Source organism: Streptomyces sp. NPDC034037 (assembly GCF_055575715.1).
On sequence record NZ_JBVISC010000001.1, the window covers coordinates 1,303,920 to 1,316,066 of the forward strand.

Here is a 12,147-nt window from a genome sequence, read left to right on the forward strand (position 1 = left end):
GTGGCCACACCCCCGAGGCAGGCGGTCGGACCGCCTGCCTCGCCCTGTTGCTCAGCAGCGCGCAGGCTTGCGCCACGAGCACTCCAGGTCGGCGTCCTGGCCGTGGCCGCCGCGTTCGGCCGCGCGCGGCGAACGGGGCATGACCGGTACCGCCTTGTCCTCCGTGGACGAGGCGAGGGTGACGACGATCGCGTCCTCCAGCGCCTTCACCGAGGGGGCCAGGTGGTTGTTGAGGATGACGCTGAACACCAGTTCGCGGCCGCCCTTGTCCGTCACGTAGCCGGACAGCGCGGAGGCGCCCGTCAACGTGCCGGTCTTGGCGCGGGCGTTGAGGGCAGCCGGGGTGCCGCACATCCGCGAGCGGAGCGTGCCGCCGACGGACTTGCCGGGCCCGCAGGCCACCGGCAGCGACGCGTACCAGTCCGCGAACCACGGCTCGCCCCGCACCGCACGCAGCAGCGCGATGTACTGGTCGGCCGGGGCGTTGTCCTTGCGCGAGAGGCCCGAGCCGTCGACCTGGCGCAGCCGGCCCGGGTCGACGCCGGCGGTCTTCAGATAGCCACCGATCGCGGTGATGCCGTCGCCCCAGTTCCCCGGGCGCCCCGTGGCCTCGTACCCCATGGCCTTGGTGAGGCTCTCCGCGTGCATGTTGTTGGAGAGTTTCATGAACGGCACCAGGAGGTCCTTCAGCTTCATGGACGCGTGCGAGGCGAGCCGCCGGGCGCCCTCGGGCGTGGCGGTCCCGGTCCGGGTCGGCCCGCTCACCCGCACCCCGTGCGCGGCCAGCGCGTCCCTGAAGACGGCGGCCGCGTACCCGGTCGGCTCCCAGACGGTGACCCACTCCTTGGTCGTGGCCCCGCCGACCGGGACCGTGCCGCTGACGGTGAGGGTGTTCGTGCCGTGCCGCCGCTCCACGGCGAGGGTGTCCGCGCCGCCCCCGGCGACGGTCCGCGCCCGCAGATCGATGTCCACGTAGTCGGTCCTCGGCGTCAGGGTGACCCGCGGCCTGTCCCCGGCCCTCGCCCCCGGCGCCACCTCGACGATGACCGTGCCGGTGTCGTAGTCCGTGTCGGGGGCAAGGCTCAGGGCGCTGATCTGCGCCGCGTAGTACGCGGACTCGTCGTCGGCGCTCCAGGTGTCGCCGACGCGCCGGGCGTCGAAGCGGGTGTCGTCGGCGATCAGGCGCCCGGAGACGCGCCGGATGCCGGAAGCGGCGACCTGCGCGGCGAGCCGGTCGTAGTCCCCGGCGAGCGTCGTGGGGTCGCCGGTGCCCCGCAGATACAGGTCGCCGCGCAGGACGCGGCCCTGCCGTTCGCCGGCGGCCAGTACGTCGGTGGTGAAGCGGTGGTCGGGCCCCAGCAGCTCCATGGCGGCGGCCGAGGTGAGCAGCTTGGTGTTGGAGGCGGGCATGAGGCGTCCGCTGGGCCGGTGCCGGTAGAGGACGTCGCCGGTCGCGGCGTCGGCGACGACGACACTGGCGACTGCGCCCTCCAGCCGGGGGTCGCCGAGGACGGTGTCGATGGCCTCGGGCAGCCCCGAGCGGTCGGCGTCGGCCCCGGCGGGGGAGCCGACGGAGAGGGTGGCCGCCGTGACGGCGAGCACGGCGGGCCAGATCCAGTGGCGCATACGGTGGTTGACGCGTCTCACGGGTCTTCTCATGACCCTGGAGCATCCCGGAAGGCGCCGCCGGACGACAGACCCCGCTGCGGCCGGACACGGAAAAAGCCCCCTGGCCGGGGCCAGAGGGCTTCAACCTCACATGGGAATTGTGGAGATGGCGGGAATCGAACCCGCGTCCAACGGTGCAGAATCAGGGCTTCTCCGTGTGCAGTTCGCTGCGATTTTCTCGGCCCCGGCGATCACGCGAACAAGTCGCCGACGGGCCCAGTCACTGTTTGATTTCCTCCTGGACCCCGTGACCGGGTCCAGAAGTTTAGTTCCCTAGCTGATGCCAGGATCCGGGTCGGGAACAGCCCCGGGCTGACACTTCACCGAGTCGCTACTTAGGCAGCGAGGGCGAAGGAATCGCGCTTGGTGTTGGCGATTATTGTTTGCGACATATGGTTTACGAGATCATTGCCGCTTCCTCGACACGCTTCCCCTGCTTCGACATCCGCTGTCGAAACCGATCATCCCCATGTTGTTTTTTCAATGTGGGCCCCTGCTGAGCGGGGACCCGGTGCTCCTGCCGTGCGGAGCAAGGCCCATCGTACGTGACCGACGCCCGACGGTGCCAGCCCATTCCCGCGGGTCCCGCGGGCGCCCGGCCCCGGCCGCGGCCCCGGCGGACGGCTAGGCGATGCCCTGTCGGCGCCGCGCCGCCGAGATCGCGCGGTTCGTCTCCCGCGTGTCCTGCTTCTCGCGCAGCGTCTGCCGCTTGTCGTACTCCTTCTTGCCCTTGGCCAGCGCGATCTCGACCTTGACCCGGCTGTCCTTGAAGTACAGGGCCAGGGGCACGATCGTGTGACCCGTCTCCTGCGACTTGGACTCCAGCTTGTCGATCTCCGCGCGGTGCAGCAGGAGCTTGCGCTTGCGCGTGGCGGAGTGGTTGGTCCACGTGCCCTGCACGTACTCCGGGACGTGGATGTTGTGCAGCCACGCCTCGCCCCGGTCGATCTGCACGAAGCCGTCCACCAGGGAGGCCCGGCCCAGCCGCAGCGACTTGACCTCGGTGCCCATCAGCACCAGGCCGCACTCGTAGGTGTCCAGGATGATGTAGTCGTGCCGCGCCTTCTTGTTCTGCGCGACCATCTTGCGGGCGGGGGCCTTCTCATTGGCCTTCGCGGCCTTGCGTTTTACCTTTTCCTTCGCCATAGTGCGGCCATTTTCGCACTACGAGGGGGGTCCGAGGCCAGTCAATACCGCTTCGGCCCGCTCCTTCGCCCCGCGCTCGACCTCCAGGTCCGGGGTGATGCCCCGCCCGTCGACCGCCCGCCCCGAGGGGGTGCGGTAGTGCCCGACGGTCAACTCTGCGACGGAACCGTCGGGAAGACGGCTCGGCATCTGGACCGACCCCTTGCCGAAGGTCCTGGAGCCCACCACCACCGCGCGGCCCCGGTCCTGGAGGGCGCCCGTGAGCAGCTCGGCGGCGCTCATGGTGCCGCCGTCGACCAGCGCCACCACAGGCCGGTGGGCGTCGCCGCCCCGCTCGGCGTGCAGGGCCCGCTGCTCGCCCCGCACGTCGTACGTGGCGACGAGACCGCCGTCGACCAGCGCCGACGAGGCGGTGACCGCCTCCGAGACCAGGCCGCCGGAGTTCCCCCGCAGGTCGAGCAGGATCCCGGCGCCCTCGGGGGCCTCGCGCACGGCCGTGCGCACCGCCTCACCGGAGCCCTTGGTGAACGCGGCGACCTTGATCATGACGGCCCCGTCGGACAGCTCGGTGACGGTGACGGAGTCCGTGGAGAGGCGGGCCCTGCGCAGCGTCTCGCTCCACGCGCGCGTGCCGCGCGTCAGGCCCAGGCGCACCGGGGTGCCCGCGCGGTCGCCGCGCAGCAGGGCGACGACCTCCGTGACGGGGCGGCCGGTGACGCGCTCGCCGTCGACGGCGCGCAGGCCGTCGCCCTCGCGGATCCCGGCGCGCTCCGCCGGCCCGCCCTCTTGGACCCGGGAGACCTCGATGCGCCCGTCGACCCCGCGCCTGGCCCACAACCCGACGCCGGTGTACGCGCCGTCCAGGGCCTGCTCGAACTTCCGGTACTCCCCGTGGGAGTACACCGAGCCCCAGCGGTCCCCGCTGCGGCTGACGGCCTTCTCGGCGGCGTCCTTGGCGGACTTGCCGTCGGCCATCGCCTCGGCGGCGGCGTCGGCGGCCTCCTCGGCGGTGCCGGCCTCGCCGCCGAGCGGGGCGACGGCGCCCGGCCGCGTCGCGGCGGGCGGCGGGTTTCGGCCGTCGTCCGCCGTGTCGCTCCAGGAGCCGGTGGCGGCGCCGGTGACCAGGACGCTCGCGAAGACCAATGTCAGCGTGGCCCCGCGGCGGAGGCGGCGGACGCGCGGGGGCACGGCGAGCCGATCGGCGAACCGGTCGAGACCTGACATGCCGGTGAGTCTAGGACAACGAAGGGCGCCGCACGGTTGGTTGAACCATGCGGCGCCCTGGAACGACGAGGGTACTCGTCACACCTTGAGGTACTTGCGCAACGCGAAGAAGGCGGCGAGCGCGGGCATCAGCAGGCCGATCGCGAGCACCAGCGGCAGCTTGGTGAGGACCGCGTCCCAGCCGATGAAATTGATGAGGTTGATCTTCTCGGAGAGCGCGAGACCGTGGTCGATCATGAAGTAGCGGCCCGCGACGAGCATGCCGCAGGCGAGAGCGCCGCCGATGAGCCCGGCGACGGCGGCCTCCATGATGAACGGCATCTGGATGTAGAAGCTGGAGGCGCCGACCAGCCGCATGATGCCCGTCTCCCGCCTGCGGCTGAACGCCGAGACGCGCACGGTGTTGACGATCAGCATCAGCGCGACGACGAGCATCAGCGCCATCACGGCGACGGCCGCCCAGTTCATGCCGTTGAGCAGCTCGAAGAGGTTCTCCAGGTAGTCCTTCTGGTCCTCGACGGACTGCACGCCGTCACGCCCCGAGAAGGCGGTGGCGACGACCTGGTACTTCTCCGGGTCCTTCAGCTTGACGCGGTAGGACTCCTGCATCTGGTCCGGCGTGAGGGAGCTGGACAGCGGGGAGTCGCCGAACTGCTCCTTGTAGTGCTTGTACGCCTCGTCCGCCGTCTCGTGCGTGACCGTGTCGACGACCGGCATCTTCTTCAGATCCCGCAGGATCTGGTCCTTCTGCTCGTTCGTGACGGCGCCCTTGGCGCACTTGGGGTCCTGCTCGGCGTCGGCCTTGTTGCACAGGAAGATCGAGACGTTGACCTTGTCGTACCAGTAGCCCTTCATCGTGCTCACCTGGTCGCGCATGAGCAGCGAACCGCCGAAGAGGGCGAGCGAAAGCGCTACGGAGACGATGACCGCGAAGGTCATCGTGAGGTTGCGGCGGAGACCTACGCCGATCTCCGACAGGACGAACTGGGCGCGCATGGCGGCCTTTCAGTGGATCAGGTGGATCAGATGGTACGGGCGGGGCGTAGCCGTCAGTGCTGGTAGCCGTAGACGCCGCGCGACTGGTCGCGCACGAGACGGCCCTTCTCCAGCTCGATGACCCGCTTGCGCATCTGGTCCACGATCTGCTGGTCGTGAGTGGCCATCACGACGGTGGTGCCGGTGCGGTTGATCCGGTCGAGCAGCTTCATGATGCCGACGGAGGTCTGCGGGTCGAGGTTGCCGGTCGGCTCATCGGCGATGAGGAGCTTGGGCCGGTTGACGAACGCGCGCGCGATGGCGACGCGTTGCTGCTCACCGCCGGAGAGCTCGCCGGGCATCCGGTCCTCCTTGCCGCCGAGTCCCACCAGGTCGAGGACCTGGGGCACCGACTTGCGGATCTCGCCGCGGGACTTGCCGATGACCTCTTGGGCGAAGGCGACGTTCTCGGCGACGGTCTTGTTGGGCAGCAGGCGGAAGTCCTGGAAGACGGTGCCCAACTGGCGGCGCATGTGCGGCACCTTGAAGTTGGACAGGCGCGCGAGGTCCTTGCCCAGGACGTGCACCTGCCCGTGGCTGGTGCGCTCCTCGCGCAGGACGAGGCGCAGGAAAGTGGACTTTCCGGAGCCGGAGGACCCCACGAGGAAGACGAACTCGCCCTTCTCGATCTCCAGGGAGACGTCCCTGAGCGCGGGGCGGGTCTGCTTGGGGTAGGCCTTGGAGACGTTGTCGAAACGGATCACGGATGCACCACGGGTTGCCGGGGGTAGGTGTGCGTGACCCTACGCGAACCCGGTGTGCGAGCGCAGTCGGCGTCCACAGTTGCGCGGTTTGTCGCGCTGGTACGGGGGTGCGGAACCCCCGAAACGGTGGCGGGGCGGCGGGCCGCGCCGAAATCCGCGGAAGCTGGCACAGTGGTAAGGGGAACGATTGGGTTCCCCGTAGCGTTGGGCAGGCTGAGACTGTGCGGGAGGAGAAGCGCATGACCCTGGATCGGTTGGTATGCGCGAACTGCGCAGCGCCCGTGAGTGAAGGCCGTTGCCCCGTGTGCCGGGCCAATCGCGCGCGCATGCAGCAGGAGGGGCCCTTCGCGGGCCTCAATCCCGCGGCACTGATAGCGCTGCTCGTGGTCCTGATCGCGGCGGTGGCGCTGCTGGCGCAGCGCTAGTCGCCCGGTCCGCGTAGCCGCTCGAACGCGGAGCGGCAGAATCGCGGAGCGGCAGGAATCCGGACCCGAGAAGGGCCCGGGGCTTCATTGAAGCCCCGGGCCCTTCTCGCGCAGGTCCTGCTACGCACGCCCTGCCTGCCGCGCGCACCCGCACTGCGTACGTCGGCACTGCGTACGTCGTGTACGTGCCGTACGTCTCAGTGCGTCACGCGGCTCACGCCTCGGTCAGGCGGCCGCGCCGCGGTTGCCGACGAGGCGTGGCAGGACGCGGAAGCCGATGCCGCCGGCGATCATCGTCGCGGCGCCGATCACCAGGAAGGTGGTCTCGGTGGCGCCGGTCTCGGCCAGCTCGCCGTTGCCGCCCCGGGCAGCGCCTCCGGTGCTGCCACCGGTGCCCTTGTTGCTGCCGCCCTGCTCGACCGGCCGGGAGCCGGTGTCGGTCAGGCTGTCCTTGCCCTGGCCCTGCTCGACGGGGTTGGAGCCGCCGGCCGGGTCGGTGTCGTTGCCACCGCCGTTGCCGTGGCCGTTCCCGCCGCCGTTGCCGTTGCCCCCGCCGTTGCCGTGGCCGGGCTCGTTCGGGCCGCCCGGGTCCGAGGTGGGCGGGTCGGTCGGGTCGGCCGGGTCCGTCGGGTCGGGGTCCACCGGGTCCTCGGTCGGCTCCGGCGGGTCCGTCGGCTCACCGGTGGGCTCCGGCGGGTCGTCCGTCGGCTCCTCGGTGGGCACCGGCGGGTCGTTCGTCGGCTCTTCGCCCGGCTCCAGGTCCACGTCCACCCCGACGCCGCTGTCGTCCGCGTGGGCGCCGGCGCCCACCCCGCCGAGGTCCACGCCCACGTCGAGGGCCGAGGCGGCACCCGCGGCGGTCAGCGAGGCGCCGGCGGCGATCACCGCACCGGCGGCTATCCGCGCGACACGGATCCGCGTCTTCTTGGTCATCTGGTTGCTACCCCCAGTAGCTGAATCGTCAGAGAGGCAGCGTCCGGGGCGGCGTTCGCCGGGACGTTCGAGCAGCCCCCGCAGTACCCACGCGCCCCAGTGATACGCATACCGCGCGCCACCCTTTCCACTTTTCACAGCAGCGTCAAGGTCGTTGCGGGCGCGATGTCCGATATTGGGGCAGTTGACCGGCGTAGGGAGATGTGACTGTGACGAAAAAGGCAACTGCCGTCGCTTTGACCGCAGTTGCCTTGTCGATAAAGCCGCTCTCGGCGGTTTTTACTTCTCCTGCTGCTTGCGCCAGCGAATTCCGGCTTCTAGGAAACCGTCGATCTCGCCGTTGAACACGGACTCCGGGTTGCCGACCTCGAACTCCGTGCGCAGGTCCTTGACCATCTGGTACGGGTGCAGGACGTACGAACGCATCTGGTTGCCCCAGGAGTTGCCGCCGTCGCCCTTGAGGGCGTTCATCTTCGCCTGCTCCTCCTGGCGGCGGCGCTCGAGGAGCTTCGCCTGGAGGACGTTCATCGCGGTCGCCTTGTTCTGGATCTGCGAGCGCTCGTTCTGACAGGAGACGACGATGCCGGTCGGCAGGTGGGTCAGGCGCACCGCGGAGTCCGTGGTGTTGACGCCCTGTCCGCCGGGGCCCGAGGAGCGGTACACGTCGACGCGCAGCTCGCTCTCGTCGATCTCGATGTGGTCGGTCTGCTCGACCACGGGGAGGATCTCGACACCGGCGAAGGAGGTCTGGCGACGGCCCTGGTTGTCGAACGGCGAGATGCGGACGAGGCGGTGGGTGCCCTGCTCCACGGAGAGGGTGCCGTAGGCGTACGGAACGTTGACGGCGAAGGTGGTCGACTTGATGCCGGCCTCTTCCGCGTACGACGTCTCGTACAGCTCCGTCTTGTAGCCGTGGCGCTCGGCCCAGCGCAGGTACATGCGCTGGAGCTTCTCGGCGAAGTCGGAGGCGTCGACGCCGCCGGCCTCCGCGCGGATGGTGACGAGCGCCTCACGGGCGTCGTACTCCCCGGACAGGAGGGTCCTGACCTCCAGCTCGTCCAGCGCCTTCCTGACGGCCGTCAGCTCGGTCTCCGCCTCGGCGCGGGTGTCCGAGTCGTCCTCCTCCTCGGCCATCTCGAACAGCACGCTGAGGTCGTCGATGCGCCCGCGCAGCGCCTCGGCCTTCCTGACCTCCGCCTGGAGGTGGCTCAGCTTGCTGGTGATCTTCTGCGCCGCGTCGGGGTCGTCCCACAGGGACGGCGCGGCCGCCTGCTCCTCGAGCACGGCGATATCGGCCCTCATCTTGTCGAGGTCCAGGACGGCCTCGATCGACTCCATGGTCGAGGAGAGGGACTTGAGCTCTTCGGATACATCGACGACTGCCACGACTCCAGCGTAACGGCTGCGGCAACCGAGCTGGTCCTGGCGGGGGCGCCTCGGAGGTTCCTGCCTGGCCCCGGGTCGGCGGCGCGAGGGGTCTCCCCCACCCGCGTCGAGCCGAGCAGGCCGCATCACGGCGCGGACAGCGCCGGGTCCCCCGTCGGGACGGGGAGCACGCCGGGCCACGTCATGGCGCGGGCGGTACCGAGGACGTGCCGGGGTCCGTCAAGGCGCGGGCCGCGCCGAGAAGGTACCGGGGCCCGTCACGGCGCGGGCGGACCGAGGACGTGCTAGGTCGCTCACGGTGTGGGTGGGGCCGAGTCGCCGGGGCGGGGGGTCGCGTCGTCGCCCGACGTGGCCGCCCACGTCCCCACCCCCGCCGCCGCGACGAGGACGACCCCCGCCACGCCGAGCGTGATCCTGCGCCGCCGCGTGGACGCCCGATGCTTCGCGGAACCGGGCCGCGCCGCCCCGGCCGGCCGAGGCACCCGGGCCGTGCCCCGCGCCCCGCCGGCCAGCTCGTCGGGCCCCGGCACCCGCATGGACGTATGCGTGTCCCGGTTGGCGTCCGCGGACGCCGGGCCCCGCACCAGGGGCACCGCCCCCCGCCGGGGCGAGGACTGCCGCGGCTCGGGCGCCGACTCCTCGTACGCCTCCTCGGCCGGCGAAGGCTCCGTGTCCGGTTCGTCGACGTCCAGCGGCGGCATCCCGGCGACCAGCGGCAGCAGCTCCCGCAGCCGCGCGGCCAGCTCGGAGGCGCGCAGCCGGGACGCCGGGGCCTTGGCCAGGCACTGCACGAGGAGCTGCCACAGCTCCTCGGGGATGCCCGGGAGCGGCACCACCGTCTCGGTGACGTGGCGCCGCAGGATCGCCCCGGGATGCCCTCCGCCGAACGGCGTGAACCCGGCGAGCAGCTCGTACAGGACCGTCGCGAGGGCGTAGATGTCCACGGCGGCGCGCGGCGGAAGGCCCTCGATGATCTCGGGCGCGAGGTAGTCCGGCGTACCGATGATCTTCGTGGCGCGCGTCCGGCGCGGCGAGTCGATCAGCTTGGCGACGCCGAAGTCGGTGAGCAGGGCGGGATGCGCCCCGCCGGGGCCGAGGGGGCCCTGCATGTCCAGGAGTACGTTCTCGGGCTTGACGTCGCGGTGGACGATCCCCGCGGCGTGCGCGGCGGCGAGCCCGTCGGCGACGTCCGCGACGATGGCGACGGCGGCCTCGGGGGCCATGCGCCGCTCGCGGTCGAGGCGGGTGCGCAGGTCCGTGCCGCGGACGAGGTCCATCACCAGGGCCAGGTCGTTGCCGTCGACGACCAGGTCGTGGACGCCGACCACGCGCGCGTGGTCGAGGCTGAGCAGAGCCGTGCGCTCCTGGACGAAGCGGCCGACGAGTTCCTGGTCGGAGGCCAGGTCCTCGCGCAGCAGCTTGATGGCGACGGCCCCCTCGGGCCCTTCGCCGAGCCACACCGTGCCGGCGCTGCCACGGCCCAGGATCTGGTGGGCGGTGTACCGGCTGCCGATCTTGCGCGTCAAGACTGCTCCTACGGATGCGTGTTGGCGACAAAACTACGCGTCCTCGCCGCCAACCTTCACTCCGGGAGCGGATTTCACTCGGCAGATGTCGACAAATCCATAGAACCGTCCGCGCGCTACTTGGCGCCGAGCTTGCCGATCCAGCCGCTGACCGTGTCGTACCAGTCCGTCAGCTGCTCCCAGTACCCCTTCGTGGAACCGATCCAGTCCTGGAGCGGGCTGAACTCCCAGACCAGCCAGCTCGCCACGAAGAGGATGACGAGCGTGAACAGGCAGCCCTTGAGGCAGCCGAGGCCCGGGATCTTCATCGGGTTGGCGCTGCGCTGACGCGGCGGACGCGGCTCGCGCGCGGGGCGCGGGGCGGGCGCCTGGGGCGCGGGCGGCTCCGGGGGCGCCGCGTACCGCTGCGGCTGGTGCGGCGCCTGGTAGGGCTGCTGCTGGTACGGCTGCTGCGCCGGCCCCTGCTGGGACCGCTGCCCGCGCGGCTGGCGCGGCGCGTACTGCTGGGGCGGGGGCTGCTGCGGCTGCTGCTGGGGCCGGGCGACCTGCCGCTGGGGGCGGCGGCGCAGCGGGTCCTGGCTGGGGTCGAGGTAGGACTGGACCTGCGTCTGTTCGTTGCGGTCGCGGGCCGCGCGCATCTGGTTCTGCCAGGGGTGCGGCTCGTTCGGGTCGCCCCCGGGGCCGTTCGGCGGGACCGGCGGCATGACGGCGGTCGGGTCGGCGGCGCCGTGGTGGGGCAGGACGGACGTGGGGTCGGCGTCACCGGGGCCGCGGCCCGGGGTGCCGGTGTTGGGCATGACGCTGGTCGCCGCGTTCGGGTCGTACGAGCCCGCGTTGTTCGGCAGGACCTGCGTGGGGTCGGCCGCGCCCGGGGCGTCGGGCACGTGCGCGGGCGCCGGGTCCGGCATGAGCAGGGCGCCCACGCCCTCCGCGGCGACGATCTGCGCCGGGGTGGAGTGCACGCCGATGCCCTCGGCGACGGTCCGCAGGCCGCGCGCGAGGTTCTCGGCGCTCGGGCGGCGGTCGGGGTTCTTGTCCAGGCAGCGCTCGATGACCGTCCACAGCGGGTCGGGCACGGTCGAGGGGCGGCGCGGCTCGGCGCTGAGGTGCTGGTGCAGCACCTCGAGGGCGGAGCCCCCGCCGAACGGCGGACGGCCGGTGACCAGCTCGTACAGCAGGATGCCCGCGCCGTAGATGTCGACGGCGCTGGTCTGCGGGCGGCCCTCGGCGGACTCCGGCGCGACGTACGCGGGCGTGCCGACGAATTCATGCGTGCGGGTCAGGCCCGGGGAGTCCGCGAGGCGGGCGATGCCGAAGTCGGTCAGCATCGGGTGCATGCCCTCGGCGTCCTGCTTCAGCAGGACGTTCGCCGGCTTCAGGTCGCGGTGCACGACGCCGTCGGCGTGGCTCGCGGCGAGCGCGTCGGCGATCTGGGCGGTCAGCAGGGCCGCCGCGACCGGCGTGAACGGGCCGTTCTCGCGCAGGTAGCGGTGCAGGTCGGGGCCGTCCACCAGGTCCATCACCAGGGCGAGGAGGTCGCCCTCGACGACGAGGTCGCGCGTCCTGACGATGTTCTCGTGGGTCAGCCTGAGCAGGACGGACCGCTCCCTGAGGAAGCGCATCACGACGTCCGCGTCGTTGGCGAGCTCTTCCTTGAGGACCTTGATCGCGACCGTCTCGCCGGGCTGGCCGGGAACGGCCGCCTCGGCCCCCGCGGTCTCCCGCTGGCGGGCCCGCCAGACGGTGCCCGTGGCGCCGCGCCCGAGCGGCTCCTCGAGCAGGTACTTGCTGCCTACCGGCCGCACGTCATGCGCTCCCTGCTGGTCTGGCTGGTCCCGACCGGACGCTGGTCCTGTCCGGGGGGCTGTCCGAAGGTGTTCCGATCCACTGTAGTGCCGCCGACCGGGACACCGGCCGCTCCGATTCCGCCCGGCCTTTTCCTCCCGGAGGCGTTCCGGAGGCGTTCCGGAGGTGTTTCGCGGGCGCCTCGAAAGCGTTCCGGATCGGTGTTCGGAGGAAAGACGCGTCCCGGTGGCCATTGGTTGCCGGGCTCTCTCGAATTGACCTTCCCCGGAGAAGGCCCACAGATATCCGCAACGG

General features: G+C 71.5%; 10 protein-coding genes and 1 other RNA gene. 1 reads left to right on the plus strand and 10 read right to left on the minus strand.

Annotated features, from left to right (window positions below; translation table 11 throughout):
- Positions 1 to 51 precede the first annotated feature (51 nt).
- The 6 genes from dacB to ftsE all read right to left on the minus strand — a co-directional run bounded on the left by dacB (position 52) and on the right by ftsE (position 5,777).
- Positions 52 to 1,659, minus strand: coding sequence for a D-alanyl-D-alanine carboxypeptidase/D-alanyl-D-alanine endopeptidase (dacB, locus tag ACZ516_RS05740; protein WP_469008650.1), 1,608 nt, complete (start codon positions 1,657 to 1,659; stop codon positions 52 to 54).
- 107 nt (positions 1,660 to 1,766) lie between these two features.
- Positions 1,767 to 2,137, minus strand: a transfer-messenger RNA (tmRNA) gene (gene ssrA, locus ACZ516_RS05745).
- A gap of 155 nt (positions 2,138 to 2,292) precedes the next feature.
- Positions 2,293 to 2,814: an SsrA-binding protein SmpB gene (gene smpB, locus ACZ516_RS05750; RefSeq protein WP_358584555.1), complete on the minus strand. Its 522-nt coding sequence runs from the start codon at positions 2,812 to 2,814 to the stop codon at positions 2,293 to 2,295.
- An 18-nt stretch (positions 2,815 to 2,832) separates the two neighbouring features.
- On the minus strand, positions 2,833 to 4,038 hold the full coding sequence (locus ACZ516_RS05755) for a S41 family peptidase (RefSeq protein ID WP_469008651.1): 1,206 nt from the start codon (positions 4,036 to 4,038) through the stop codon (positions 2,833 to 2,835).
- 78 nt (positions 4,039 to 4,116) lie between these two features.
- On the minus strand, positions 4,117 to 5,034 hold the full coding sequence (ftsX, locus tag ACZ516_RS05760; protein WP_358584551.1) for a permease-like cell division protein FtsX: 918 nt from the start codon (positions 5,032 to 5,034) through the stop codon (positions 4,117 to 4,119).
- Between the two features lie 53 nt (positions 5,035 to 5,087).
- A complete protein-coding gene (ftsE, locus tag ACZ516_RS05765) occupies positions 5,088 to 5,777 on the minus strand; it encodes a cell division ATP-binding protein FtsE (protein WP_358584549.1) in 690 nt (229 codons plus the stop codon).
- Between the two features lie 239 nt (positions 5,778 to 6,016).
- Between ftsE and ACZ516_RS05770 the strand changes: the two genes are divergently transcribed.
- A complete protein-coding gene (locus ACZ516_RS05770; RefSeq protein WP_358584547.1) occupies positions 6,017 to 6,202 on the plus strand; it encodes a hypothetical protein in 186 nt (61 codons plus the stop codon).
- A gap of 225 nt (positions 6,203 to 6,427) precedes the next feature.
- On the opposite strand, the gene ACZ516_RS05775 is transcribed toward ACZ516_RS05770, so the two are convergent.
- The 4 genes from ACZ516_RS05775 to ACZ516_RS05790 all read right to left on the minus strand — a co-directional run bounded on the left by ACZ516_RS05775 (position 6,428) and on the right by ACZ516_RS05790 (position 11,852).
- Complete coding sequence (locus tag ACZ516_RS05775) at positions 6,428 to 7,135, minus strand: LPXTG cell wall anchor domain-containing protein (RefSeq protein WP_469008653.1); 708 nt, start codon at positions 7,133 to 7,135, stop codon at positions 6,428 to 6,430.
- A gap of 279 nt (positions 7,136 to 7,414) precedes the next feature.
- Complete coding sequence (gene prfB / locus ACZ516_RS05780; RefSeq protein ID WP_358584543.1) at positions 7,415 to 8,521, minus strand: peptide chain release factor 2; 1,107 nt, start codon at positions 8,519 to 8,521, stop codon at positions 7,415 to 7,417.
- A gap of 293 nt (positions 8,522 to 8,814) precedes the next feature.
- The gene (locus ACZ516_RS05785) at positions 8,815 to 10,047 is read right to left on the minus strand and encodes a serine/threonine-protein kinase (RefSeq protein ID WP_469008654.1); all 1,233 of its coding nucleotides are present in this window, start codon (positions 10,045 to 10,047) and stop codon (positions 8,815 to 8,817) included.
- 116 nt (positions 10,048 to 10,163) lie between these two features.
- On the minus strand, positions 10,164 to 11,852 hold the full coding sequence (locus tag ACZ516_RS05790) for a serine/threonine-protein kinase (RefSeq protein ID WP_469008656.1): 1,689 nt from the start codon (positions 11,850 to 11,852) through the stop codon (positions 10,164 to 10,166).
- Positions 11,853 to 12,147: the final 295 nt, after the last annotated feature.